The 26,916-nt window shown below is 63.9% G+C and carries 22 protein-coding genes; 15 read left to right on the top strand and 7 right to left on the bottom strand.

Annotation, left to right across the window (positions count from 1 at the left end; genetic code table 11):
- Positions 1–15: 15 nt before the first annotated feature.
- Positions 16–987: an endonuclease gene (locus Q6A47_RS10465; protein WP_304484275.1), complete on the top strand. Its 972-nt coding sequence runs from the start codon at positions 16–18 to the stop codon at positions 985–987.
- A 43-nt stretch (positions 988–1,030) separates the two neighbouring features.
- Here the strand turns inward: Q6A47_RS10465 and Q6A47_RS10460 are convergent, their stop codons facing one another.
- Positions 1,031–2,881: a polyurethane esterase gene (locus Q6A47_RS10460; protein WP_304484274.1), complete on the bottom strand. Its 1,851-nt coding sequence runs from the start codon at positions 2,879–2,881 to the stop codon at positions 1,031–1,033.
- Between the two features lie 242 nt (positions 2,882–3,123).
- Here Q6A47_RS10460 and Q6A47_RS10455 point away from each other — a divergent pair, with 242 nt between their 5' ends.
- The 4 genes from Q6A47_RS10455 (at position 3,124) to Q6A47_RS10440 (ending at position 7,760) form a co-directional block, all read left to right on the top strand.
- A complete protein-coding gene (locus tag Q6A47_RS10455) occupies positions 3,124–5,124 on the top strand; it encodes a DNA topoisomerase III (RefSeq protein ID WP_304484273.1) in 2,001 nt (666 codons plus the stop codon).
- 110 nt (positions 5,125–5,234) lie between these two features.
- A complete protein-coding gene (gene glsB, locus Q6A47_RS10450; RefSeq protein WP_304484272.1) occupies positions 5,235–6,170 on the top strand; it encodes a glutaminase B in 936 nt (311 codons plus the stop codon).
- Positions 6,171–6,255: 85 nt separating this feature from the next.
- Positions 6,256–6,879 (top strand): glutathione S-transferase family protein, encoded by a 624-nt coding sequence (locus Q6A47_RS10445; protein ID WP_304484271.1) that lies wholly within the window; start codon positions 6,256–6,258, stop codon positions 6,877–6,879.
- A gap of 101 nt (positions 6,880–6,980) precedes the next feature.
- The gene (locus Q6A47_RS10440; RefSeq protein ID WP_039576859.1) at positions 6,981–7,760 is read left to right on the top strand and encodes a TSUP family transporter; all 780 of its coding nucleotides are present in this window, start codon (positions 6,981–6,983) and stop codon (positions 7,758–7,760) included.
- Between the two features lie 31 nt (positions 7,761–7,791).
- Here the strand turns inward: Q6A47_RS10440 and nudC are convergent, their stop codons facing one another.
- Entirely contained in the window at positions 7,792–8,622 is an 831-nt protein-coding gene (nudC, locus tag Q6A47_RS10435; RefSeq protein WP_295487764.1) for an NAD(+) diphosphatase, read from the bottom strand.
- A 34-nt stretch (positions 8,623–8,656) separates the two neighbouring features.
- Positions 8,657–9,469 carry a crotonase/enoyl-CoA hydratase family protein gene (locus tag Q6A47_RS10430; protein ID WP_304484270.1) on the bottom strand — a complete coding sequence of 271 codons (813 nt, stop codon included), beginning with the start codon at positions 9,467–9,469 and terminating at the stop codon, positions 8,657–8,659.
- A 148-nt stretch (positions 9,470–9,617) separates the two neighbouring features.
- On the opposite strand from Q6A47_RS10430, the gene Q6A47_RS10425 reads away from it, so the two are divergent.
- The 5 genes from Q6A47_RS10425 (at position 9,618) to sodC (ending at position 14,636) form a co-directional block, all read left to right on the top strand.
- Entirely contained in the window at positions 9,618–10,583 is a 966-nt protein-coding gene (locus tag Q6A47_RS10425) for a ribonuclease Z (RefSeq protein ID WP_304484269.1), read from the top strand.
- Between the two features lie 103 nt (positions 10,584–10,686).
- The gene (locus Q6A47_RS10420) at positions 10,687–11,115 is read left to right on the top strand and encodes a DUF2231 domain-containing protein (RefSeq protein ID WP_304484268.1); all 429 of its coding nucleotides are present in this window, start codon (positions 10,687–10,689) and stop codon (positions 11,113–11,115) included.
- The gene (locus Q6A47_RS10415) at positions 11,112–12,404 is read left to right on the top strand and encodes a PQQ-dependent sugar dehydrogenase (protein WP_304484267.1); all 1,293 of its coding nucleotides are present in this window, start codon (positions 11,112–11,114) and stop codon (positions 12,402–12,404) included. Before Q6A47_RS10420 ends, Q6A47_RS10415 begins: the two co-directional genes overlap by 4 nt.
- Before the next feature lie 149 nt (positions 12,405–12,553).
- Positions 12,554–13,894, top strand: a complete 1,341-nt coding sequence (glpT, locus tag Q6A47_RS10410) for a glycerol-3-phosphate transporter (RefSeq protein ID WP_037027734.1) — start codon at positions 12,554–12,556, stop codon at positions 13,892–13,894.
- Positions 13,895–14,117: 223 nt separating this feature from the next.
- On the top strand, positions 14,118–14,636 hold the full coding sequence (gene sodC, locus Q6A47_RS10405; RefSeq protein WP_039576844.1) for a superoxide dismutase family protein: 519 nt from the start codon (positions 14,118–14,120) through the stop codon (positions 14,634–14,636).
- Between the two features lie 17 nt (positions 14,637–14,653).
- Here sodC and Q6A47_RS10400 read toward each other — a convergent pair whose 3' ends face one another.
- The 3 genes from Q6A47_RS10400 to Q6A47_RS10390 form a co-directional block, all read right to left on the bottom strand.
- Positions 14,654–15,670, bottom strand: coding sequence for a transporter (locus Q6A47_RS10400; RefSeq protein ID WP_304484266.1), 1,017 nt, complete (start codon positions 15,668–15,670; stop codon positions 14,654–14,656).
- Between the two features lie 181 nt (positions 15,671–15,851).
- Positions 15,852–17,135 (bottom strand): Zn-dependent hydrolase, encoded by a 1,284-nt coding sequence (locus tag Q6A47_RS10395; protein ID WP_304484265.1) that lies wholly within the window; start codon positions 17,133–17,135, stop codon positions 15,852–15,854.
- A gap of 36 nt (positions 17,136–17,171) precedes the next feature.
- Positions 17,172–18,662, bottom strand: coding sequence for an NCS1 family nucleobase:cation symporter-1 (locus tag Q6A47_RS10390; protein ID WP_039576836.1), 1,491 nt, complete (start codon positions 18,660–18,662; stop codon positions 17,172–17,174).
- Between the two features lie 614 nt (positions 18,663–19,276).
- Here Q6A47_RS10390 and hydA point away from each other — a divergent pair.
- From hydA to preA, 3 genes are all read left to right on the top strand, one after another.
- Positions 19,277–20,716: a dihydropyrimidinase gene (gene hydA / locus Q6A47_RS10385; RefSeq protein ID WP_304484264.1), complete on the top strand. Its 1,440-nt coding sequence runs from the start codon at positions 19,277–19,279 to the stop codon at positions 20,714–20,716.
- A gap of 125 nt (positions 20,717–20,841) precedes the next feature.
- Positions 20,842–22,209, top strand: coding sequence for an NAD(P)-dependent oxidoreductase (locus Q6A47_RS10380; RefSeq protein WP_304484263.1), 1,368 nt, complete (start codon positions 20,842–20,844; stop codon positions 22,207–22,209).
- Positions 22,210–23,484 (top strand): NAD-dependent dihydropyrimidine dehydrogenase subunit PreA, encoded by a 1,275-nt coding sequence (preA, locus tag Q6A47_RS10375; RefSeq protein WP_304484262.1) that lies wholly within the window; start codon positions 22,210–22,212, stop codon positions 23,482–23,484.
- Positions 23,485–23,570: 86 nt separating this feature from the next.
- Here the strand turns inward: preA and Q6A47_RS10370 are convergent, their stop codons facing one another.
- Entirely contained in the window at positions 23,571–24,191 is a 621-nt protein-coding gene (locus tag Q6A47_RS10370; protein ID WP_039576826.1) for a TetR/AcrR family transcriptional regulator, read from the bottom strand.
- 135 nt (positions 24,192–24,326) lie between these two features.
- Between Q6A47_RS10370 and Q6A47_RS10365 the strand changes: the two genes are divergently transcribed.
- Together Q6A47_RS10365 and Q6A47_RS10360 are read left to right on the top strand one after the other, a co-directional pair.
- On the top strand, positions 24,327–26,375 hold the full coding sequence (locus Q6A47_RS10365) for a TonB-dependent receptor family protein (RefSeq protein ID WP_304484261.1): 2,049 nt from the start codon (positions 24,327–24,329) through the stop codon (positions 26,373–26,375).
- A gap of 369 nt (positions 26,376–26,744) precedes the next feature.
- Positions 26,745–26,888: a hypothetical protein gene (locus tag Q6A47_RS10360; RefSeq protein ID WP_155290516.1), complete on the top strand. Its 144-nt coding sequence runs from the start codon at positions 26,745–26,747 to the stop codon at positions 26,886–26,888.
- Positions 26,889–26,916: the final 28 nt, after the last annotated feature.

Here is a 26,916-nt window from a genome sequence, read left to right as displayed (position 1 = left end):
ATGTTGCGTTGACCCATGAAAAGACTGTTGTCCGTTGTTGCCCTGCTCCTGTTCGTCACCACCCCCGCCCTCGCCGCCCCTCCAGCGACCTTCGCTGAAGCCAAGGTGGTCGCCAAACAAAAGATTTACCTCGACCAGGCCAGCAGTGCCATGGGTGACCTGTACTGCGGCTGCCAATGGACCTGGGTGGGCAAATCCGGCGGGCGCATCGATCCCACCTCCTGCGGCCTGCAGCCGCGCAAGCAAGCCAACCGCGCCGAGCGCACCGAGTGGGAGCACATCGTGCCCGCCTGGACCTTCGGCCATCAGCGCCAGTGCTGGAAGAGCGGTGGCCGCGAGCACTGCGTGGAGGACGATCCGGTGTTCCGCGCCATGGAGGCCGACCTGTTCAATCTGTATCCGGCCGTAGGCGAAGTGAATGGCGATCGCAGCAATTTCAACTACGGCATGGCTTCTGGGGTCGGGCCGCAGTACGGCCAGTGCAAGACCCGCGTGGACTTCAACCAACGGGCTGCCGAGCCGCGCGACGAGGTCAAGGGCTTGGTGGCGCGTACCACTTTCTACATGTTCGATCGCTACGGTTTGAACATGTCGCGCCAGCAACAGCAACTGCTGATGGCCTGGGACAAGCAGTACCCCGTCTCAGCGTGGGAGCGTGAACGCGACGGTCGTATCGCTGCGGTCATGGGCCATGGCAATCCGTTCGTCAGCGGCGAGCGACGCTGGGTCGCTGGCTACAAGACCGTCGGCGATGGCGTGGTCAGCCGGCTGCCGGACACCCCGGCCAAACCCTCGACCCCGACGCCGCAGCCCAAGGCAGGAACGGGGTCGGCTGGCATGATTGTCGGCAACCAGAACAGCCGGGTCTATCACCTGCCCACGGGTTGCCCGAGCTACGGCCAGGTATCGGCGAAGAACCTGGTGACGTTCGAATCCGAGTCCCAGGCCCAGTCGGCGGGTTATCGCAAGGCCGGCAACTGCCGCTGAGCGCTGGGAGCGATGATTCAAGGGCCGCTTGGCGGCCTTTGGATCAGGCGATGACGACCTGTCCCTCGGCCAGTCCCTGGCCGGCGACGCCCACCAAGGTCACGCTGTCGGCGCCGAAACTGAGCAGCAGATCATCGCCCGCCCGGCTCAGGTGATCGCGCCAGTCCGGCAGCGCAGTACCCCCCTCCACACCGATGAACACCAGTCGATCCTGCGCGCTGAAGTCCAGCACACGATCCTGGCCGAAATGCCCGCTGAACAGGAAGGTGTCGCGTCCAGCACCGCCACTGAGCACATCGTTGCCGGTGCCGCCGATCAGGACGTCGTCGCCGGCACCTCCTGCCAGCCGGTCATCCCCGGCCAAGCCGAACAACCAACTGCCCTGCGAACCGGCCTGCAGGTGATCGGCGCCCTGGCTGCCTTGCAGCGACAGCGCGTAGGGTTCGATTTTGCCGCTGCTCAGTAGCCCCTGCTCCGTCACCGCATGGGACACCTCCTTGCGCAGGAGCATCAGGCTGGCTTCCTTGCTGACCAGCGCCTCGACGTTGCGCACCAGGCTGATACCGCCGACGGCATCGCGCACGTAGAGCGTGCCCTGGCCATCGCGGGCAATTGCAACGCTGGCCAGCGCATTGTCGAGCTGCAAGGTGTCATGACCCGAACCACCATCGATCATGTTGAAGCCGCCGCCATCGCGGAAGGTATCGTTACCCGCGCCGCCGTCCAGGTAATCGTTGCCGCGTCCGCCCTGGATCAGGTCATCCTGGCTGGAGCCGACGATGAAGGTGCTGCCAGTGTGAGGCTCGGCATTGCGATTCAGATCCTGGACCCAGGTCGAGCCGCGGGTGACGTCGGACAAGTTACTGACCACGACGGTCGAATCGCGGCTGGTCCATTGATAGAACGGCGAATCGACGACCCTGCTCAGGCCGTCGGTATAGGCACCCGGCAGGTGCGAAAGCCAGGTGGCGATGTTACCGATGGAGAACGGCAGCAGATTCCAGGCGTCGGAAGCGTAGTGATCGTTGAAATTGACGAGGTTATCGGTGGTCGAGGGCTTGGCGGCATCGTGCACGCCCAGCGTGGCCCAGGTCACCGAGGTGCCGTCGAGCACGCGGAACACCGGATCGTTCTCGTAGCCGATGTTGAGCACTTGGCTGGCATCGGCAGCCTGGGTCGGCGAGGCAAAGGCCAGATAGCGGGCCTGCTGATAGAAGCCGTCCCACCGGCTGGCGCTCAGGTCGGCCAGACTGTTGACCGCCAGCCCGCCCAGGCTGTGTCCGGTGACGGTGATGTCCGCGCCGGTGAGGCCATGGGCACGGGCCAACGTGGCGACATCGCCGAGCAGGCGATCGAAGGCGTTGCCGGCATAATTACGCGCATAGTCGGCCGGGCCAATGGCAGCCAGCAGGTCGTTGATGGCATCGCCGAGGGTATCGCCGATCAGGTTTTCCCGCGGGCCGCTGGTGCCGCGAAAGGCGATACCGATGGCACTGAGTTGACCCTCGGCGCCGTAGCGACCCAGCACCTCCACCTGCGCGCTGGTATAGCCCGCCGCCTCGCCATGGAACGTGCCACGGGCATCGGTCTTGCCCTGATAGCCCAGTTGCGCGGCGCTGATCGGCGTCCATCCGGCGGCTTTGACCTGCGCCAGGGCGCGGGCTTCGGCATCGGGGTTCCAGGGGATGCCAGGGATCACGCCTTGGCTGTCGGTACCACCGATCAGCGCCTTGACCAACGTCGCTGGCAAACCCAGGCCGAAGCCGTGTTTCTCGTAGCCGGCAATGAAGCCATCATCGATGGCGTGATACGCGTAACTGGCCAGCAGCAAGGCGTCTTTGAACAGCGCAGATGAAGTCGCGGAGTCGAGTTGACGGTAATCGAACAGTGGCATGGGTGACGTCCTTGTAATGAGACAGAAGGGCCCGGTGACATCGTCCAATGACACATCCGGGGCATCTGGTAACGCTGGCACGAGACCGGTGAGTCAACCAACCCCGCGGCACTGACGTTCATGCCAAATCCAAGGACATATTCGCTGACTGCAAAACTGTACATACATACAGATAAAGCTTGCGTGAGCGCGTTGGCTTGCCCATCCTAGCGTCCATCGTTTCTGATCAAGCGTTCACCGCCATGCGTCTTTTTCTCTGTGAAAAGCCTTCCCAAGCCAAGGATATCGCCAAGGTACTGGGCGCCAACCGCAAGGCCGACGGTTGCTGGCAGGGCACCGATGTGTGCGTGACCTGGTGCATCGGCCACCTGCTGGAAACCGCACCGCCAGACAGCTACGACGCCCGCTATAAACGCTGGACGCTGGACGACCTGCCGATCATCCCCGAACGCTGGAAGATGCTGGTCAAGCCCAAGACCGCCAGCCAGTTCAAGGCGGTCAAGCGCTTGCTGGGCGAAGCCCGCGAGTTGGTGATCGCCACCGACGCCGACCGTGAAGGGGAAATGATCGCCCGTGAATTGGTCGAGCACTGTCGTTATCGCGGCCCGGTCCAGCGCCTCTGGCTGTCGGCACTGGACGACGCCTCGATCCGCAAGGCCCTGGGCCAGTTACGCCCAGGCAGCGACACGTTCAGCCTCTACCATTGCGCGTTGGGCCGCTCCCGGGCGGACTGGCTGATCGGCATGAACATGAGCCGCTTGTTCACGCTGCTCGGGCGTCAGTCGGGCTATCAAGGCGTGCTGCCAGTGGGCAGGGTACAGACCCCGACGCTGCGCTTGGTCGTGGACCGTGATCGCAGCATCGCCGACTTCGTACCCGTGGCCTATTGGGCCATCGAAGCGCAGCTTTCCCATGCCGACAGTCTGTTCAGCGCGCACTGGCGCGCGCCGCAAGAGGCTTGCGACGACCAGGGCCGCTGCCTGAACCAGGCGCTGGCCCAGCTCGCGGCGAGCCAGATGCAGGCCGCTGGCAGCGCCCGGGTACTCAAGGTGCAGACCGAGCGCGTACGCGAGGCGGCGCCGCTGCCCTTCGACCTCGGCACGCTGCAGGAGCTGTGCTCGAAGAAGTTCGGCCTGGGTGCACAGGAAACCCTGGATATTGCCCAGGCGCTGTATGAAACCCACAAGCTGATCACCTACCCGCGCAGCGACTGCGGCTACCTGCCTGTCAGCCAGCACGCGGAGGCGCCCGCCATTCTCGCGGCGCTGCAACGTGCCGACTCAAGCCTGGCCCCCCTGCAGCCGTACCTGCAGTCAGAGCGGCGCTCGCGCGCCTGGAACGACGCCAAGGTCAGCGCCCACCACGGCATCATCCCGACCGTCGCAGTCAGCGATCCGGCGCGCCTGCCGCCCAAGCACAAGTCGGTCTACACGCTCATCCGTGCACGCTACCTGGCGCAGTTCCTGCCCCACCACGAGTACGACCGTACTCAAGCCGAGCTCGAGTGCGCTGGCCATGCGTTGCGCGCAATCGGCAAGCACATCGTCGAACCCGGATGGCGCCGCGCCTTGCCCGAGGCCCTGAGCTCGACGACCAAGTCCTCCTCGGCCACCGCCACCAAGGGTCGCGAAGCCCCGCCAGTTCAGGTGCTGCCCTCACTGAAACAAGGTGACGACTGCCCACTTCAGGCGCTGCAACTCAAGGACCTGTGGACCCAGCCGCCCAAGCCCTTCACCGAAGGCGACCTGATCAAGGCGATGAAAAACGTCGCCAAGCTGGTGGACGACCCCAAGCTCAAGCAAAAGCTCAAGGAAACCACCGGTATCGGTACCGAAGCCACCCGCGCCAGTATCATTCAAGGCCTGCTTGATCGTGGCTACCTGATCAAGCACGGCAAGGCCCTGTCGGCCACTCCCGCCGCGTTCAGCCTGATCGACGCGGTGCCCAAGGCGATTGCCGACCCTGGCACGACGGCCATCTGGGAGCAAGCGCTGGACATGGTGCAGAACGGTGAAATGAGCCTGGACGAATTCGTCACGCGCCAGTCGGCCTGGATGGGCAAGTTGGTGCAACGCTACGCGGGCATGCGCTTGACCATAAACGGGCCACCCGCGCCCGCCGCCGGCAAGGGCGCGCCATGGAAGAAGAAACGCCGCAGCTCAGGCAAACGCAAGACCACGACAGGCACCGCCGATACTGGCAAGAGCAAGAGCACCGGACGCCGTACCCTCAAGCCGCGCTGAGCCACTGGCACGTGCCGACAATCGCCAGTCACGGGTGTGTCGTCGGCAAGCCGCGGCGCGTCTTGTAGACCAGTTCCCCAGCTCCTTTCCAATCGCTTTCGCAGGCCCCCATGCAAGCACTACTGCAAGAGATCCTCGATCAAGTCCGCCCACTGCTCAGCCAGGGCCAGGTCGCCCAATACATCCCCGCCCTCGCTCAGGTCGACCCCAACCAACTGGGCATCGCCGTGCAGAGCCTGGACGGCCAGTTGCACTGCGCAGGCGATGCGCGAACGCCCTTCTCGATCCAGAGCATCTCCAAGGTGTTCAGCCTGGTACAGGCGATCAACCACAGCGGCGAGGCCATCTGGTCGCGACTGGGCTACGAGCCCTCCGGGCAGGCGTTCAACTCGCTGGTCCAGTTGGAGGTGGAGAAAGGCCGCCCGCGTAATCCGTTCATCAACGCTGGAGCGCTGGTGATCTGCGATATCAATCAATCGCGTTATGCCACACCGACGCTGTCGATGCGTGACTTCGTCCGGCGCCTGGCGGCCAATCCGCGTATCGTCAGCGACGCAGTGGTCGCCGAATCCGAGTATCAACACCGCGCCCGCAACGCTGCCATGGCCTACCTGATGCAGGCGTTCGGTAATTTCCACAACGATGTCGATGCCGTGCTGCGCAGTTACTTCCACCATTGCGCGCTGTCGATGAGCTGCGTAGACGTGGCCCGAGGCTTCGCCTTCCTGGCCAACAGCGGCTACTGCCCACACAGTGGCGAGCAGATACTGAGCCCGCGTCAGGCACAGCAGGTCAACGCGATCATGGCCACCAGTGGTTTGTACGACGAGGCTGGCAACTTCGCCTACCGGGTTGGCCTGCCAGGCAAGAGCGGCGTAGGCGGCGGTATCGTCGCCGTGGTGCCAGGGCGCTACAGCATCTGCGTGTGGTCACCTGCGCTCAACGCCTCGGGCAACTCACTGGCCGGCATGCGCGTGCTGGAACTGCTCAGCGAGCGAATGACCGGCTCGGTGTTTTCCGCCGTGGCGCAGGAGCTGGCGCGCTGAGGCTGTGCTCTTGCTTCGAGTAACCGGTTATCGGGTAAGCTCAGCGCTACCTGTGCCACACGCCAACTCGAACAAGGACGATCACATGCTGCGAATACTGGGCAGGGCAAGCTCGATCAACGTACGCAAGGTACTGTGGACCTGCGCCGAGATAGGCCTGCCCTTCGAGCGCGAAGACTGGGGCTCAGGCTTTCAGCCGACTGCTACAGCCGAATTCCTCGCTTTGAATCCCAATGCCATGGTGCCCGTCATTCAAGACGGCGACGTGACCCTGTGGGAGTCGAATACCATCATTCGCTACCTGGCCAACCGCTACGGTCACTCCACGCTCTATCCCGACACCGCGATTGAGCGGGCGCGGGTGGATCAGTGGATCGACTGGCAAGCGAGCGACCTCAATCGCGCCTGGAGCTATGCGTTCATGGCGCTGGTCAGGCAATCCCCAGCGCATCAGAACTCCCAAGCGCTGGCAGCCAGTATCGGCGAGTGGTCGCGCTACATGCAGATACTTGAACGGCAACTGACAGCCACCGGTGCCTACGTCGCCGGGCAGACCTTCTCACTGGCGGACATTCCTATTGGCCTGTCGGTCAACCGATGGTTGGAAACGCCTTTGGAGCATCCTGCGCTGCCGGCCGTGGCGGATTACGCGGCACGTTTGGGTGAACGGGAAGGCTACCGACTGTTCGGCCGCAATGGCCAGCCCTGATATCGCCGCCCTTGACTGGCAACCGCGCGTCTCGGCCAGTACCATGGCCGCTCGCGCGCGACGTTTTGTCGCGCTCTTGCCCGCTGCCTGAAAGCCGTCCCATGCCCTTCGAACTCACCGTAGAACCGCTCACCCTGCTGATCCTCACTGCAGTCGCCTTCGTCGCCGGTTTCATCGATGCCATCGCCGGCGGCGGCGGGCTGCTCACCACGCCCGCCCTACTCACCGCCGGCATGCCGCCACATCTGGTGCTGGGTACCAATAAGCTGAGCTCGACTTTCGGCTCGGCCACTGCAAGCTTCACCTACTACCGCCGTAAGCTGTTCCATCCCGCCCAATGGCGTCGGGCAATTCTCGGCACACTGGTCGGTGCCTTGATCGGCGCGGTGGTTGCCCACTACATGCCTGCCGAGTGGCTGAACAAGATGCTGCCGGTGATCGTTTTCGCCTGTGGCCTGTACTTGCTGTTCGGCGGCACGCCCAAGGCCCCCCTGGACGCTGAAGCCCCGATCAAGCGGACCTGGCAGTTCCCACAAGGCTTCGGCCTGGGGTTCTACGACGGTGTCGCCGGTCCTGGTACCGGCGCGTTCTGGACCGTGAGCACGCTACTGCTCTACCCCATCGACCTGGTCCGCGCCAGCGGTGTGGCGCGCAGCATGAACTTCGTCAGCAACATTGCAGCGCTGACGGTGTTCATGGTTTCCGGGCAGGTGGATTACATCGTCGGCCTGGCCATGGGCCTGGCGGTGATGGTCGGCGCGTTCTTCGGCGCTCGAACTGCGATCAGCGGCGGCAGCAAGTTCATCCGTCCGGTCTTCATCGCCGTGGTACTGGCGTTGACCGTGCGCCTGGCCTGGCAGCACTGGTTCGGCCAGGCCTGACTCAAAGGCGACGGCAACAGCCGCCGCGGCCTCAGTTGGGCAGCGTCGGCTCGGGCAAGCCCAAACGCCGCGCGACATACAGGTCGATCAAGTAGCGCGCGATGGAACGATTGGCCGGCAGCGGCGGCAGGTCATGCACGTTGAACCAGCGCGCATCTTCGATTTCGTCCGGCTGCATGACGATCTCGCCGCCGGCATACTCGGCGTGGAACCCCAGCATCATCGAATGCGGGAACGGCCAGCACTGGCTGCCCACATAGTGAATGTTACCGACCTCCACCGCGACCTCCTCGCGGACCTCGCGCACCAGACAATCTTCCGCCGACTCGCCCGGCTCGGCAAATCCGGCCAAGGTGCTGTATACCCCGCTGACGAAACGCGGCGAGCGCGCCAACAGCACCTCGTCGCCTCGTGTCACCAACACGATCATGCTCGGCGAGATGCGCGGATAACTGCGCAGGTCGCAGGCCAGGCAGTGCATCGCCCGTTCCCAGCGGATCTGCGTCATCGGCTGGCCGCAGCTGCCACAGAAGCGGTGCTCGCGGGCCCAGGTGCCGATCTGCGCGGCATAGCCAAGCAGCTTGTAGGTCTCGAAGTCGCCTTCGAGCATGAATGGACGCAGGCCGCGCCAGGTCATGCCAGGCACGTCGGTGGCGCTGCGCAGTTCGAGGAGGAAGACTGGCTCGCCGTCGAAATGGCCGATGCCGTGCTCGCAGAGCACGTCCAGCCCTTGGCGCTTGAGCCAGTCGCGTGGAAACAAGGCACCGTTGTCATCCACCAGGAACCCCGCCGGGCTGCGGGCGACGGCCCAGCCACCGGCGATCTGCGGGTCGAGTACTGCGGTAGTCCAGCGTGCTGACATGATCATGGTCCTTCAGGCACGTACGTCGAACGGCTCAGTCGGCGAACGTCGGTTTCTGTTTGTTCATGTGGGCCGCCACCGCGACCCGCAAGTCCTGCGATTGCAGCATGGCAGCATTCCAGGTGGCGATGTACTGCAGGCCATCGTCGATGCTGTGGTGACGCATGTAGCTGATCATCTCCTTGGTGCCTGCCACTGCCAGCGGCGACTTTCCGGCTATGTCCCGGGCAATGTCGAATACCGCTTCAAGCAGGGCCGAGGCCTCTTCGTGCACCCGATTCACCAGGCCGATGCGCAGTGCCTCCTGGGCATCGATCATGCGGCCGGTGTAGGCCAGCTCGCGCATCATGCCGTCACCGATGATACGCGGCAAACGTTGCAGAGTGCCGACATCGGCCGCCATGCCCATGTCCACTTCCTTGATCGAGAACTGCGCATCGGCGCTGCAATAGCGCATGTCGCAAGCCGACACCAGATCGATGGCGCCGCCGATGCAATACCCCTGGATCGCCGCCAGTACCGGCTTGCGGCAGCGGTCGACGGCATTGAACGAGGCTTGCAGACGCAAGATGGTGCGACGCAGCAGGCGCGCATTGCGGCCCACATCCGGGCCCATCTCGCCGGCCAACGAGGCCAGCATCATCAAGTCGATACCCGAGGAGAAATGCTTGCCCGCCCCGCTGATGACCACTGCCCGTACCGATTCGGTGTCGTCGATCCACTGGAAGATCCTCACCAGCTCGTCCCAGAACGCCGCGTTCATCGCGTTGACCTTGTCCGGGCGGTTGATCTGCACATGGGCGATGTGGTCGGTCAGTTCGACCTTGAAGGCGGTGTACTCGGTCACGGACAGCACTCCTGTGAAGGTGAGGATGGTGCGCCGGACTATAGCGCAGCGCCCCGGGGGACGTGTGCCAAAAGCCGGACTCCCGCCCGCCTGTGCACATCTGCCATCGCCCCCTAGAATAGCCCCACACTTCAAGGAAGGATCCAGCATGGACCTGTTGTTCCTCGGCACCAGCGCCGGCATTCCCACCAAGGCGCGCAACGTCAGTGCCACAGCTGTCATCGAGGCGACCGGCAGCGGCTGGTACCTGGTCGACTGCGGCGAAGCCACTCAGCACCAACTGCTGCACACCCCGCTATCGGTACGCGACCTGCGCGCGATCTTCATCACCCATGTGCATGGCGATCACTGCTTCGGCCTGCCCGGCCTGCTGGCCAGCGCGGGGATGTCCGGGCGCCGCGAACCGCTCGATGTGATCCTGCCGACCGCGTTGCACGATTGGGTGCGTCTGGGATTGGCAGCGAGCGACACCTACCTGCCCTTCGAGCTGCGTCTACTCGCGGTGGAAGATTTCGTCGGTTGGCGCTCGGCCAGCGTGCAGGTCAGCGCAGTGCAACTGTCGCACCGGGTGCCCAGTCGGGGCTATGTGTTCACCGAGGTCAACCCGGAACCGCGCCTGGATACGGCACGATTGGAGACCGAGCACATCCCGCGCGGCCCGCTGTGGGGGCAACTGGCGCAGGGCATCGCCGTAGCGCACCAAGGCCGTACCCTCGACCCTCAAGACTATCTGCGTGCCTCCCGCGCCCCGCGCAAGATCATCGTCTGCGGCGACAACGACCGCCCCGAGTTGCTCGCCGAAGTGGCCAAGGACGCGGACGTGCTGGTGCACGAGGCGACCTTCACCCAAGCGCTGATCGAGCGCACCGGCGCCAGCTTCGGCCACAGCAGCGCCGCCGCGATTGCGCAATTCGCCCAGGACGCAGGCGTGCGCAACCTGGTCTTGACTCACTTCAGCGCACGCTATCAGGGCGATCCACGGCGCAGCCCGAACATCGATGACATCCGCAATGAAGCCCGCGCTCACTATGACGGTCACCTGATTCTGGCGCAGGATCTGCACCGTTATCACCTCGACCGCAGCGCGCGCCTGGTGCCCGAGGCGAATGTTTGAGCGCGAAATTACGCTGAACTAACGCCTTTACCCGACGATCCTTGACTAGGCGCAGCCAGCGCAAAACGCGCTGGCCAGTACCGCCGAACGACAAGGAGCCGCCATGACCACGACCGTCCATGACCCCTACCGCTGCCGACCCGGGCCGCTGCACGCGACACTGCTGGCCGGCACCGTGCCGTTGTTCCTGGGGGCATTGATCAGCGACATCGCCTACTACCAGAGCATGCAGATTCAATGGAGCAACTTCGCCGCCTGGCTGATCGCCGGCGGCCTGCTGTTCTGCGGTTTGGCGTTCCTGTTCGCGCTGGCCAACCTGGTGCGCGCCGAGCGCAAGGCCGGACGGCCGGTGCTCTACGTGTTGCTGTTGCTGGTGACCTGGGTACTGGGGCTGATCAACGCCTTCGAACACGCCAAGGACGCCTGGGCGATGATGCCTTCGGGGTTGGTGCTGTCGGTGATCGTCAGCGTGCTGGCGTGCATCGCGACTTGGGTCGGCCTGACCAACCTGCGTTCCGGAGGTGCTGCATGAAAACGCCACTGACGTTGTCCGTTCTGAGCATGAGCCTGCTGCTGACCGCCTGTGGCGGCGACGGCGATGCCACCCAGGCACGCGGTCCCGATCCGAAGCTGCCTGCCCCGGAACGTGGCTTGCTGCCCAGCATGAAGATCGCCGAGCCCACTCAGTGGGGCGAGCAGAAGCCCACCGTACCCCAGGGCTTCAGCATCACCGCCATCGCCAGTGACCTGAAGATTCCGCGCCAGACACTGGTGCTGCCCAACGGTGACATCCTGGTTGCCGAGGGTCGCGGCGGCAATGCGGCCAAGCTCAAGCCCAAGGACGTGATCGCCAGCCAGATCAAGGCCAAGGGCAACACCCAGGTCAAGGGCGGTAATCGCCTCACGCTGCTGCGCGACGCCGACGGTGACGGCCGCTACGAAGTGCAGACGGTGTTCGCCGAGAACCTCAACGCGCCCTATGGCCTGGCCTATGCCGACGGCAAGCTGTATGTGGCCAATCAGGATGCGCTGGTGCGTTTCGATTATCAGGACGGCCAAACCCAGGCCTCTGGCACACCCACCACGGTCACCGAACTGCCCTCGGCGATCAACCACCACTGGACCAAGGCGCTCACCATCAGCCCCGACGGCCGCTACCTTTACGTGGGCATTGGCTCGAACAGCAACATCACCGAGCGTGGCATGGAGGTCGAGGTCGATCGGGCGATGGTCTGGCAGATCGACGCCCAGACCGGCGCGCACAAGCCCTATGCCACCGGCCTGCGCAACCCGACCGCGCTGACCATCCAGCCCGACTCCGGTCAACTCTGGGCAGTGGTCAACGAGCGCGACGAACTGGGGCCGGACCTGGTGCCGGACTACCTCACCTCGGTCCGTGAAGGCGCCTTCTACGGCTGGCCCTGGAGCTACTGGGGGCAGAACGTGGACACCCGCGCTCAGCCGCAGAACCCAGCGAAAGTCGCCGCCGCGATCAAACCGGACTACAGCCTTGGCTCGCATGTGGCGGCACTGGGCGTCGACTTCTCGGTGGCGGCCATGGGCGAGCAGTTCGCCAATGGCGTTTTCGTCGGCGAACACGGCAGTTGGAACCGGCCCAACCCGGTGGGCTACAAGGTGATCTTCGTGCCGTTCAGCGATGGCAAGCCGGCGGGCGAGCCGATCGACTTCGCCACCGGCTTTCGTGGCGAAGACGGCAAGACCCGAGGACGCCCAGTCGGGGTGACCGTCGATCCGAAAGGTGCGTTGATCATCGCCGACGATCTGGCCAACACCGTATGGCGAGTCAGCCGTAACCCGTGAGCCTCAGCGGGGGCGGCGGCATGCCGCTCCTGCTTCTTCAGTAGGAAATCTCCCTGCCCCACAGGTTATGCCAGCGCCGCAGTACTGTTTTCTGTAACGAAAATGTAATATTCGTTTTCGCAGATAAAACAACAACGCTGGAGCTTCCCATGCTTGCCTTCTTCCGCCCTGCTGCACACCGGGCACCACTGCCCGCCGATCAAGTCGACAGTACTTACCGCCGCCTGCGCTGGCAGATCTTCGCCGGTATCTTCATCGGTTACGCCGGTTACTACCTGCTGCGCAAGAACTTCTCCCTGGCCATGCCCTACCTGATCGAAGAGCAGGGCTATACCCGTGGTCAATTGGGTGTGGCGATCTCCGCCATCGCCATCGCCTATGGCCTTTCCAAATTCCTCATGGGGCTGGTGTCCGACCGCTCCAACCCACGCTATTTCCTGCCCTTCGGCCTGCTGGTGTCGGCCGCGGTGATGTTCGTGTTCGGTTTCGCACACTGGGCCACCTCCAGCGTGACCATCATGTTCGTGCTGCTGTTCATCAACGGCTGGGCCCAAGGCATGGGTTGGCCGCCCAGTGGCCGCACCATGGTTCACTGGTGGTCGCAAAAGGAGCGTGGCGGTGTGGTGTCGGTGTGGAACGTGGCGCACAACGTCGGCGGCGGCCTGATCGGTCCACTGTTCATCCTGGGCCTGGGCTGGACCAACGACTGGCATGCGGCCTTCTACGTACCCGCGGCCGTCGCCGTGCTGGTGGCCGTGTTCGCCTTTGCCACCATGCGCGACACGCCGCAGTCGGTGGGCCTGCCGCCGATCGAGGAATACAAGAACGATTACCCCGAAGGCTACGATGCCAGCCACGAGCAGGAATTCAGCGCCAAGCAGATCTTCGTCAAGTACGTGCTGCGCAACAAGATGCTCTGGTACATCGCCCTGGCCAACGTGTTCGTCTACCTGCTGCGCTACGGCGTGCTCGACTGGGCGCCGACCTACCTCAAGGAAGCCAAGCACTTCACCGTCGACAAGACCTCCTGGGCCTACTTCTTCTACGAATGGGCAGGCATTCCGGGCACCCTCCTGTGCGGCTGGATGTCGGACAAGATCTTCCGGGGCAACCGTGGCCTGACCGGTATCGTGTTCATGGCGCTGGTGACCGTGGCCACCCTGGTGTACTGGCTCAATCCACCGGGCAATCCCACCGTCGACATGATCGCGCTGGTATCCATCGGTTTCCTGATCTACGGCCCGGTCATGCTCATCGGCCTGCAAGCGCTGGAACTGGCGCCGAAGAAAGCCGCCGGCACCGCCGCCGGCTTCACCGGCCTGTTCGGCTATCTGGGCGGCTCGGTCGCCGCCAGCGCAGCGATGGGCTACACCGTCGATCACTTCGGTTGGGACGGTGGCTTCGTGCTGCTGATCGGGGCATGCATCCTGGCCATTGCGTTTCTGTTGCCAACCTTGCGTCATACCCGTGTGGCAAGCAGCAGCCGATAAGGCGACGCTTCGATACGCCGAGCCGCCGTTGAGCGACATGCTTTGAAACACTTGCTGACAGGCCCGCCCGTCCCGGGCCTGTCAGCCCACTTCCTCAGATTTTCTCTCGTTCGAACGACGTTGGCTTCGTCCTACCCAATAGAGTCGCGGAAACGACTAGGCTGTTACGGCGGTCTTAGCTTGCAGTCGCCTTCTTTTAAACGAGCCACAAGAGAGAAACGCCATGAAACGCACGCTGCTCCTCGGTCTACTCGCCAGCCTCTCCCTTGGCGCCCATGCCGCCTCCGTGGAGGTGCCGATCAACCTGGTGAGCGCTGACGGTGCGCCCCAGCCGATCGGCCAGGTGACCATCAGCGAATCGGCCTACGGCCTGATTTTCACGCCTCAACTGAGCAAGCTGCCCGCTGGCATCCACGGCTTCCACGTGCACGAGAACGGCAGTTGCGATGCTGGGGTCAAGGATGGCAAGAAGGTCGCCGCACTGGCCGCTGGCGGGCACTTCGATCCGGCCAAGACCGGCAAGCACCTGGGCCCCTACGGCGACGGCCACCTCGGCGATCTGCCGGCGCTGTACGTGACCACCGATGGCAACGCCACCTATCCGGTGTTGGCCCCGCGCATCAAGAAAATTTCCGAGATCAAAGGCAAGGCCCTGATGGTCCATGCTGGCGGCGACAACCATGCCGACATGCCCATGCCCTTGGGCGGTGGCGGCGACCGCATGGCCTGCGGCGTGATCTGAACCCGTGTGGCCGGGCGTCAGTAATCGCCACGCTTGCGAAATGCCCAGCGCCCGGCCAGCACCGTGAAAGTGAACACCAGCGCCACCAGCACCCAGAATCCATTGGGATCGTCGGCCAGCGGAATGCCGCCGACGTTCATACCGAAGAAGCCGGCGATGATGTTGATCGGCAGCGCCAGCACGGTTACCACCGTCAAGGTGAACAGCGTGCGGTTGTTGTCCTCGGTCAGCTTGGCGGCGATTTCTTCCTGCAACAGCTTGATGCGCTCCACCAGCGCGGTGAGGTCGTTGATGATCACCGCAAACTCCTCGGTGGCCGCACGCAACTGCCGCATGTCCTGCTCGCGCAACCACTCCGGCGGCCGGTTGAGCAGCCGCAGCAATGAGCCGGGTTCGAGCGCCAGCAGCCGCTGCAACCGCACCAGCGCCCGACGCAGGGTACTGAGCTCGGCGCGGTTGACACCCAGGCGCTGGGACAGCAACTGATCCTCGATACGGTCCACATGCAAGGTGGTTTCACGCACCACCTGGGTGAGCAGGTCGCCCTGATCGCCCAACAAGTGAATCAGCAACTCGACGGTCGAGTCGAAACGCTCGCCGCGCTTGACCGACGAGCGCAAGGTATCCACCGACTGCAGCGGATGCAGGCGCGCACTGACCAACAGACGGCGACGCGCGCAGGCCCACAATGTCGACACCTCCGAGGACACCCGCCCGAAGCTGAATACCACGTCGTTGACCACGGCTAGCAAGGCCGCATCGGTATGCTCGATGCGCGTGGAGCGAGAGCCCTCGCGCAAAGTCTCGAAGAAGGTTTCCGGCAACATGAGATTGCTGCGCATCCAGCGTTCGCACGAGGCGTGGGCAAGATTCAGGTGCAGCCAGAGAAAATGCTCGGAGTCGTCGTCCTCCTGCATCAGATGCACGGCCTGATTGGCGTCGATCTCGCGTCCTGGCTCGCCGGGACGGAACACGAAACCGCAAAGCAGGCCATGCAGCTCGGTTTCCTGGGCACCGTGTGCGGCGCCTGCCAATGGGCGAGTTTTGTCGGATGAGGATGAATGATGTGTGGGCAAGGTGAGGCCCTGGCGCGGTGGAGGATGGCGCGATCATAGGTAAGCCAATATGACGATCTTGTGACCATGTACTGATCTTCATCCAGCCGCCCACACCGTCATTCTGGGGCCGCTGGGCGACCCCATCCTCCGGGAGGCCTCAGGCTGCCTTGCGCCCCTGGGCGATCGCCTGCGACGCTGCCAGCATCGCCCGCAGCAGCACGGCGCAACCGGCTGCCAGATCTTCGGGCGCAGCGTTCTCGATCTCGTTGTGGCTGATGCCGTTCTCGCACGGCACGAAGATCATCCCCGCCGGGCCGACTTCGGCCAGGAAGATCGCGTCGTGCCCTGCCCCGCTGACGATATCCATGTGCGACAGGCCCAGGCTTTTCGCCGACTCACGCACCGCATCGACACAGCCCTTGTCGAAATACAGCGCCGGGAAGTCGGCGGTCGGCGTCAGCTCGAAGCTCAGCCCGTGTTTCTCGCACGTGCGCTCGATGACTTCGCGCACCTCAACGATCATCGCGTCCAGCCGCTCGCCCTGCAGATGACGGAAGTCCAAGGTCATGCGCACTTCACCCGGAATCACGTTGCGCGAGCCTGGGTAGGCTTGCAGACAGCCGACCGTGCCACAGGCATGCGGCTGGTGACCCAGGGCGGCGCGGTTGACGGCCTCGACCACTGCCGCCGCCCCCACCAATGCATCCTTGCGCAGGTGCATCGGCGTCGGCCCGGCATGCGCCTCGACGCCGCGCAGGCTCAGGTCGAACCACTTCTGCCCCAGGGCGCCGAGCACCACACCGAGGGTCTTGTGCTCGTCTTCCAGAATCGGGCCCTGCTCGATATGCGCCTCGAAGTAGGCGCCCACCGGATGCCCCAGCACCGCACGCGATCCGGCGTAGCCGATCGCCTGCAACGCCTCGCCGACGCTGACACCCTCGACATCGCGTTTGGCCAGCGTTTCCTGCAGGGTGAACTTGCCGGCGAAGACCCCCGAACCCATCATGCAGGGCGCGAAGCGCGAGCCCTCTTCGTTGGTCCAGACCACCACCTCCAGAGGCGCCTCGGTTTCCACGCCCAAGTCGTTCAAGGTACGGATGACCTCCAGGCCGGCCATCACACCGAAGCAGCCATCGAACTTGCCGCCGGTGGGTTGGGTATCGATGTGACTGCCGGTCATCACCGGCGGCAGGTCGGGGTTACGCCCGGGACGCCGGGCGAATACGTTGCCCACCGCATCGACGCTGACGCTGCAGCCGGCGGCTTCGCACCACTGCACGAACAGGTCACGGGCCTGGCGGTCGAGGTCGGTCAGCGCCAGCCGACAGACCCCGCCCTTGGGCGTTGCGCCCAGGCGTGCAAGGTCCATCAGCGACTGCCACAAACGGGCGCTGTCGACATGGCGGTCGGTGGAATTCAGCACATGCTCGATCGGTTTCATCGCAAGTCTCCTCAGGCGTTTTCTTGTTCTCAGGGTTCAAGGCAGTGGCTTGACCAGCGGCGCCGGCCCGCGCACCGCGACTCGGCCCAGGGCGTAGTACAGGCCGGCACCGAGCAGCGATCCGGTGAACCAGCCGTAGTCGTAGAACCAACTGAAGCGGCTGTTGCCGATCGACATCAGGGTCAGCGCCACAGGCACCGCGAAGGCCAGGAAGCCGGCACGGTTCCATGCGGGGTACACGTCATCGCGGTACAGTCCAGCCAGGTCCAGGCGTTGCCGACGCACCAGGAAGTAGTCCACCACCATGATGCCGGCGATAGGCCCGAGCAGGCTCGAATAACCCAGCAGCCAGTTGGAATAGACCGTCTCCAAGCTGATATCGGAGACGATCCAGCCCAGCTTCTTGAACAGTTCGTGGGCCATCAGCGCCAGGCCGATCAACCCGGTGAGCCAGACCGCGCGGCTACGACCGATCAGGCGCGGAGCAATGTTCTGAAAGTCGTTGGTGGGCGACACCACGTTGGCAGCGGTGTTGGTGGCCAGGGTCGCCAGCACGATCAGGGTCATGGCCACCGCCACCCAACCAGGGCTTTGGATCTTACCGATCAGGGTCACCGGGTCGGACACCGTCTCCCCCACCAAGGAAGCGGAGGCGGCGGTCATGATCACCCCCAGCGAGGCGAACAGGAACATCGTCAGCGGCAGGCCGAAGATCTGCCCCAGCACTTGGTCTTTCTGGCTGCGGGCGTAGCGGCTGAAGTCGGGGATGTTCAGTGACAAGGTGGCCCAGAAGCCGACCATGGCGGTGAGTCCGGCGCAGAAGTATCCCACCACGCTGGCGCCCTCCGGACGCTTCGGCGGCTGGGCCAGCAGTTCGCTCATGGACATGTGCGGCAAGGCCCACACCAGCAGCCCCACCCCTACGGCAACCAACAGCGGTGCCGCCAGGGTTTCGAGCAGCTTGATCGACTCGGCACCGCGCAGCACCACCCACAGGTTCAGCGACCAGAACAGCATGAACCCGATCACCTCACCCGTGCCGCCCAGGCTCTTCCAGCCCTCGAACAGCGAGCCAAGCAGCAGGTGGATGGCCAGGCCACCGAACAAGGTCTGGATGCCGAACCAGCCGCAGGCCACCACCGCCCGAATCAGGCACGGCACGTTGGAGCCGAGGATGCCGAACGAAGAACGTAACAGCACCGGAAACGGAATGCCGTACTTGGTTCCGGGAAACGCATTGAGCGTCAGCGGAATCAGCACGATGAGGTTGGCCAGCAGGATTGCCAGCAACGCCTCGCCAACGCTCAGACCGAAATAGGCCGTCAGCACCCCACCCAGGGTGTAGGTCGGGACGCAGATGGACATGCCGACCCACAGGGCGGTGATGTGCCATTTGTTCCAGGTGCGCTGGTGCACCTGGGTCGGTGCGATGTCGTGGTTATAACGGGGGCTGTCGAGTACATCGCTACCGGCTGCCAGTTCGTACAGCCCGTGATGTTCGATCACCTGCGATCTGCTCTGTTGCATGGGGCCTTCTCCAGAATTGTTCTAGTTATTTGCTCATCGGCTGATTCGATGGCCGGAGTAAACACATCACCAGTACTGCACCTCCGGTCCGGCCTGGCGGTGGGGCCGCAGTCAAGATGCGTGCCGACAGGCGGGGGCACCACGCTCGGCCACTGCCAACTGGAGGTAATTCACTGATCTGCAAGGCATTGATCGACAACGCTCGACGACACCGGGGTTACCGGGTTCTGTCGATACGCTCGTCTCGGGCCGGCCCTGGCCCCTGCACCCGTATCACCCTGGTGCAGCCTGGTTTTTTTCGGTGTGGTTCGCACCGACTCGCCAGGTTTCAAACGGCTGATTTCGCATGGAAAATCTTGACCAGATTTCGATCTTGTCAAGTGCGTCAAAATGGTGAGAACGTGCCCCAGATTGGGGATTTATGCTTTTTATTGTTGTTTTTCAATAAGTTATAAACCGAATAAACTTATGAATTATTTTCTTGATCAAACGACGATCAGCATCTAGATTCCAATCTTGTCATGCGTGACAGGATTGCCCTGCACCCTCGAAACGCTGGCACTCACAATTTCAAGAACCGGCAAAACGACCGGTCAGCCTGCGAGGAAGACGGCATGTCCCTGTTGATCCGTGGCGCCACCGTGGTCACCCACGAAGAAAGCTTTCGCGCTGATGTCCTGTGTGCAGATGGTCTGATCCGCGCCGTCGGCCAAGACCTCGAAGCCCCCGGCGGTTGCCAGATTCTCGACGGCAGCGGCCAGTACCTGATGCCCGGCGGCATCGACCCCCACACCCACATGCAATTGCCGTTCATGGGCACCGTGGCCAGTGAAGATTTCTTCAGCGGCACCGCCGCAGGCTTGGCTGGCGGCACCACCTCGATCATCGACTTCGTCATCCCCAACCCACAGCAATCGCTGCTCGAGGCCTTCCACACGTGGCGCGGCTGGGCGCAAAAGTCGGCCAGCGACTACGGTTTCCACGTCGCGATCACTTGGTGGAGCGAGCAGGTCGCCGAAGAAATGGGTGAACTGGTCGCTCGGCATGGCGTGAACAGCTTCAAGCACTTCATGGCCTACAAGAACGCCATCATGGCCGCCGACGACACCCTGGTGGCCAGCTTCGAGCGCTGTCTGCAACTGGGCGCCGTGCCGACTGTGCATGCAGAGAACGGCGAATTGGTGTTCCATCTGCAGAACAAGCTGCTGGCCCAAGGCATCACCGGCCCCGAGGCGCACCCGCTGTCACGTCCGGCGCAGGTGGAGGGCGAAGCGGCCAGCCGCGCGATCCGCATCGCCGAGACCTTGGGCACGCCGCTGTACCTGGTGCACATCTCCAGCCAGGAGGCGCTGGACGAAATCGCCTATGCCCGCGCCAAGGGTCAGCCGGTGTACGGCGAAGTGCTGCCGGGCCACTTGCTGATCGACGACAGCGTCTACCGTGACCCTGATTGGCACACAGCCGCCGGCTATGTGATGAGCCCACCCTTCCGCCCCCGCGAACATCAGGAAGCACTGTGGCGCGGCTTGCAGTCGGGCAACCTGCATACCACCGCCACCGACCACTGCTGCTTCTGTGCCGAGCAGAAAGCCATGGGCCGCGACGACTTCAGTCGCATCCCCAACGGTACCGCGGGTATCGAGGACCGCATGGCGGTGTTGTGGGATGCCGGGGTCAACAGCGGTCGTCTGTCGATGCACGAGTTCGTCGCCCTCACCTCCACCAATACGGCGAAGATCTTCAACCTGTTCCCGCGCAAAGGCGCGATCCGCGTTGGCGCCGACGCCGATCTGGTGCTGTGGGATCCTGAGGGCACCCGTACCATTTCGGCCACTACCCACCACCAGAAGGTCGACCTCAACATCTTCGAAGGCCGCACCGTGCGCGGCATCCCCAGCCACACCATCAGCCAGGGCCGGGTGCTCTGGGCCGACGGCGATCTGCGCGCCGAACCAGGTGCGGGCCGCTACGTGGAACGACCGGCCTACCCCTCGGTGTACGAGGTACTGGGTCGGCGAGCCGAACAACGGCGGCCGACGCCGGTTCAGCGCTGAAGCCGCAGGGCTGACCTGCAGCGTCCGACAATAACGACTCAGAAACACCTGTTGACTGCCATCCCCTGAACGGACGGGCGAGTAACCGCCGCCTGTACCCATAAAAAAAGAGAGAGGCTACAACCGTGATCGACACCCTGAACCACCTACCACGTCCCAGAGCCGGCGCCGACCAGCTCGACACCGCCTTCAGCGACCTCGCCCCGCCCCTGACTGCGCGCCAGGCCGCCGTGGAAAGCGCGCGCTGCCTGTACTGCTACGACGCACCGTGCGTCAACGCTTGCCCGAGCGAGATCGACATTCCGTCGTTCATCCACCGTATCAGCGACGACAACCTCCAGGGCGCCGCCGAGCGAATTCTCTCGGCCAACATTCTCGGCGGCAGTTGCGCGCGGGTTTGCCCTACGGAAATCCTGTGTCAGCAGGCTTGCGTGCGCAACAACGCCCAGGAGTGCGCCCCCGTGTTGATCGGCCAGTTGCAACGCTATGCACTGGACAACGCCCACTTCGCCGCCCACCCGTTCCAGCGCTCGCCGGCCACCGGCAAACGCATCGCCGTGGTCGGCGCCGGTCCTGCAGGACTGTCCTGCGCGCATCGTCTGGCGCTGCACGGGCATGAGGTCGTGGTGTTCGAGGCCCGCGAAAAAGCCGGTGGGCTGAATGAGTACGGCATCGCCCGCTACAAGCTGGTCGATGACTACGCCCAGCGCGAAGTGCAGTTCCTGCTTGGCGTAGGCGGTATAGAAATCCGCCACGGGCAGCGTCTCGGGGACAACCTGAACCTGGGCGAATTACGCGAGCAATACGACGCGGTATTCCTCGGCCTCGGCCTGAACGCCGTGCGCGAACTTGGCCTGGCCGATGAAGATGCGCCGGGCATGCTCGCCGCCACCGACTACATTCGTGAACTGCGTCAGACCGACGATCTCAGCCAACTGCCTCTGGCCGAGCGCTGTCTGGTGATCGGCGCCGGTAACACCGCCATCGACATGGCCGTACAGATGAGCCGGCTGGGCGCGCGCGACGTCAACCTGGTATACCGCCGCGGCGTCGCCGACATGGGGGCCACCGACCACGAACAGGCCATTGCCAAGGCCGATCAAGTACGACTGCACACCTGGGCGCGTCCCGAGGCCGTGCTGCTCGACGAACAGGGCCGGGTCCGGGGCATGTGTTTCGTTCGCACCGCGGTGGTCGAAGGCCGTCTGACCGACACCGACGAGACCTTCGAGTTGGCCGCAGATGCGATCTTCAAAGCCATCGGCCAAGGATTCGACCACGCCGGCCTGGCCGACCCGACTGCCGCGCAACTGGCACGCGACGGCGAGCGCATTCGCGTCGACGCGCAGATGTGCACCAGCCTGCCTGGCGTCTATGCCGGCGGCGACTGCACCGCGCTGGGCCAGGACCTCACCGTCCAGGCGGTGCAACATGGCAAGCTGGCCGCCGAAGCCATCCATGCCCAACTCATGCTCAACGTGGAGGCTGCGTAAATGGCCGACTTGTCCATCGAATTCGCCGGCATCAAGGCACCCAACCCGTTCTGGCTGGCCTCCGCGCCGCCCACCGACAAAGCCTACAACGTGATCCGCGCCTTCGAGGCCGGTTGGGGCGGCGTAGTGTGGAAGACCCTGGGCGAAGACCCCGCTGCAGTCAACGTGTCGTCGCGCTACTCCGCGCACTTCGGCGCCAACCGTCTGGTGCAGGGCATCAACAACATCGAGCTGATCACCGACCGTTCGCTGGAGGTCAACCTGCGTGAGATCACCCAGGTGAAGAAGGACTGGCCGGACCGTGCGCTGGTCGTCTCGCTGATGGTGCCGTGCGAGGAAGAGCGCTGGAAGTTCATCCTGCCGCTGGTGGAAGCGACCGGCGCCGACGGCATCGAGCTGAATTTCGGCTGCCCCCATGGCATGCCCGAGCGCGGCATGGGCGCGGCGGTCGGCCAGGTGCCGGAGTATGTGGAAATGGTCACACGCTGGTGCAAGACCTATTGCTCACTGCCGGTGATCGTCAAGCTCACCCCCAACATCACCGACATTCGTCAGTCGGCGCGGGCGGCCCATCGCGGGGGCGCGGATGCGGTGTCGCTGATCAACACCATCAATTCGATCACCAGCGTTGACCTGGAACGCATGGTCGCTCACCCCATCGTCGGCGATCAGAGCACTCACGGCGGCTACTGTGGTTCGGCGGTCAAGCCGATCGCGCTGAACATGGTCGCCGAAATCGCCCGCGACCCCGAAACCCGTGGCCTGCCCATCTGTGGTATCGGTGGCATCGGCACTTGGCGAGACGCCGCCGAGTTCATCGCCCTGGGCAGCGGCGCGGTGCAGGTGTGCACGGCCGCGATGCTGCATGGCTTTCGTATCGTCGAAGACCTGCAGGACGGTCTGGCGCGCTGGATGGACCAGCAGGGACACCGCAATTTGGAGGCCTTCCGGGGTCAGGCGGTGGCCCACACCACCGACTGGAAGTTCCTGGACATCAACTACAAGTCGGTGGCGCACATCGATCAGTCGGCCTGCATCGGCTGCGGACGCTGTCATATAGCCTGCGAAGACACTTCGCACCAAGCCATCGCCAGTACCCTGCAGGCTGACGGTACTCACACCTACAGCGTGATCGAGGAAGAATGCGTCGGCTGCAACCTGTGCCAGATCACTTGCCCGGTGCAGGACTGCATCGAGATGGTCGCCCAGGACACCGGCAAACCGTACTTGAACTGGACCCAGGATCCACGCAACCCCTACCGTGAAGCGAGCTGACATCGCTCACCCTGCAAATGAGCCCGCTCCGTCGAGTTACAGGGGCGGGCCGCCCAGTGCAGGTGCGACTTCAGTGACCTTCACCGCTAGGGCTCCAGGCCGATCCCTCGCAGAATCACGCCAGTCACCGTTTGCACGGACCGCTCGAAGGCCATGTCCGAGAGCGGCTCGCCGTCGTTGAGCAACGCCACCTGATAGCCGAAGTCGGCGTAATGCTGAGTCGAGGCCCAGATCATGTAGAGCAACGCCGACGGCTCCACCGGCAGAATGAGCCCCTGCTCCACCCATCGGCGAATCTTGGCTTGCTTGAGCTGTGCCCACGGCACCAGCGACTCGCCCAGGCTGTCACCTAGCAGCGGCGCCCCATGCAGGATTTCCTCGGCCCAGACTTTCGAACCCAGCGGACGCGAACGCGAGTGGCCCATCTTGGCGCGGATGTAGCTGGTCAGCACCACGCGCGGGTCGTCGAAACGCTCGAAGCACAACGCATCCTGCTTCCACACCTCCAGCAAGTCCTGCAGCACCGCGCGGTACAGCTCGTCCTTGGTATTGAAGTAGTAGTGCAGATTCGAGCGCGGCAACTGCGCACGCTCGGCAATATCGGCCATGGACGTGACGCCGTAGCCTTGCTCGGCGAATACCTGCTCGGCGGCCTGGAGAATCTTCTCGATGTTGCGACGGCGGATCTCGATCTTGTGGTTGGCCATGGGGCGTCCGAAACGGCTTTAACCGGCCAAGGCTACCACGCAGGTTCATGTGGCGCGCCCTGCAGATCGCCGACTGTGCTTCGTCCTCCAGTTGCAGCGTCACAACCCCGCCTTCGTTCTGGAATCCCCTTGCCCATGCGTCAGACTCTTCCCCTTTCCCTGCTGGCCCTGTGGGTCAGCGCCACCGCCCAGGCCGCGGAGCCCATCGAGCTGGGCCAGGTGCTGATCCAGGACCAGGAGCACGCCGAGCTGCAGGATGCCGCCGCACGCCTGCACGAGATCCCCGGTGCCAGCAACCTGGTGGACATGGACAGGGTCGACCAGGGGCGCGTGGCCAGCAACCAGGATGTGCTGGCCTATCAACCGGGCGTGTTCGCCCAGTCGGCCGGCAACGATGGCATCAAGCTGTCGATTCGCGGCTCCGGCATCAATCGCGCACCGGGCGCCCACGGCTCTGGGGTCTACACGATGTTCGACGGCTTGCCGCTCACAGGGCCAGGCGGTACGCCCTATGAGCTGTTCGAGCCGCTGTGGCTCAGCCGTGCCGAAGTCCTGCGCGGGGCCAACGGTTTTGATCGAGGCGCCCTGGCCTTGGGCGGAGCGATCGATTACGTCACCCACACCGGGCAGGATGCCGCGCCTCTGCAGGTCCGCTACGAGGCCGGCAGCCGGGGCTATCAGCGCCGGCACATCAGTTCCGGACAGGTGCTGGGCGATCTGGACTACTACGTAGCCCTGACTGACGCCGACTACGATGGCTATCAACGCCACAGCAGCGGCAGCGCCAAAGGCATCGCCGCCAATATCGGCTACCGCTTCAACCCGAACCTGCAGACCCGCTTCTACCTGCGCTACCGGGAGACCGAAAACCAGCTGGCCGGACGCCTGACCAAGGCGCAGATCAAGCACGACCCGCGCGCCGCCAATCCGGGCTATCTGGCACGCGACGATAGTCGACCTCAGCCGGGTAGCACCTGGGTCGGCAATAAAACCACCTTCTTCCTCGACGACGACTCACGCCTGGAAGCGGGGCTGGTCTACCACGACTATCCCATGGACCTGCGCGAAGGCCCGATGCGCCTGAAGGTGGCCTACACCGACGTCAGCGGTACGCTCAACTACATGCGCCGCGACACACTGTTCGGCCTCGACAGCAAAACCACCGTCGGTTGGCGCACCACCAAGCATCTGCCCAACAGCGGCGCGTCGCAGTTCGTGCGTAACGGCGATGTCTTCGGCCCACGCAGTCGCGATTTCAGCTACCAAGGCTCGGATACCGTCCTGCATGCAGGCAACGACCTGGAACTGCTGCCCGACCTGTGGCTGACCACCGGTCTGGCGATGATCTACACCCGCCGGGAGAGCGCGGTCAGCTACCCGGCCAATGGCGGCAAGGTCAGCCAACACGACTGGGACTACGCGCCACGCGTGGGCCTGCGCTACGACATCGATCCACAGACCCAGGTCTACGGCAACCTCAGCCGCTCGGTAGAGCCACCGCACCCCTGGTCGCTGATCTGGAGTTCGACGGTACCGACTCAGCCAATCACGCTGCAGAACCAGACCGCCACCACCCTCGAACTCGGCGCGCGCGGCGATGCGGCGCTGGGGCACTGGGAGCTGGCCTGGTACTACTCGCAGGTCCGCCATGAACTGCTGGCGGTGGAAATCGTCCCAGGTCAGCCGTTCAAAGAGTTCAACGCCAGCGCCACAGTGCATCAGGGGATCGAGGCCGGGCTGGACAGCCTGCTCTGGCAGCGGCCTGGGGCCGGTCAGTTGTCGCTGCGTCAGGCCTACACCTTCAGCGATTTCCACTACCGCGACGACGACCGCTTCGGCGACAACCGCCTGCCCGGGATCCCCATGCACGCCTACCAGGCCGAACTGCGCTACGACTGGCCGAACGGCTTCAATGTCGGCGTCAATACGCAGATCGCCTCCAAAACACAGGTGGACTATGCCAACAGCTACCACGCCGATGCCTACGCGCTGCTCGGCGCGCGGCTGGGGTGGGACTCACCCAAACGCGATTGGCAGACCTGGCTCGACCTGCGCAACCTCACCGGACAGCGCTACGCCGCCACCGTGACACCTGGCTTCGATGACCGCGGCAACGACATGGCGCGCTCGACGCCAGGCGAGGGGCTGGCCGCTTACGTGGGTGTTTCTTACACCTTGAAATAAGAAGCGGACACTTGCCAACACTTCATGCAGCCGTTGATTGCTGGGAACAGGCCTCAAAGGCTGTATGAACAACGGCAAAATTTCCAATTTCGACGGCTTATACGGAAGAGCCCTACGAACATCGAATGAAAGCTCTTTCCGCTGATTGTCCGTTAACGACCGGCACAGGCCTTTGAAACGGCCGACGTCTGCCCACCTAAACGCGTGCGCTTGAAAAACCGTCGTCAAGCGCTGCAATTGTGACCCCTGGTGTCATCACGCAGCCGCCCCGCCCGTTGCCGTCTATGAGCACAGCACATGACTGGGGAACACTGTGTCTGCGGGCCATCCGGCACCGCCAAAGACACTCACTGTTCTAGGAGTTTCATCATGGGATATCTCTTTCGTGGTCTAAGCAACAAGCTGAACGAGCAGGACGCCGAGCGCGTCGAGCAACCTGTCGAACAGGCCACAGAGCAGCGCGAAGCCCTGCAACTGGCCGAGCATGAGCAGGTTGAGCTCAAAGGCGAATAACCTTGCCTGCAAGGCGGCCCTCCAGCCG

Origin of the sequence: Pseudomonas boreofloridensis (assembly GCF_030580795.1) — a bacterium.
Taxonomy (GTDB): domain Bacteria; phylum Pseudomonadota; class Gammaproteobacteria; order Pseudomonadales; family Pseudomonadaceae; genus Aquipseudomonas; species Aquipseudomonas boreofloridensis.
Note: the sequence above shows the minus strand (reverse complement) of the source record. Positions and strands in the feature narration are given on the sequence as shown.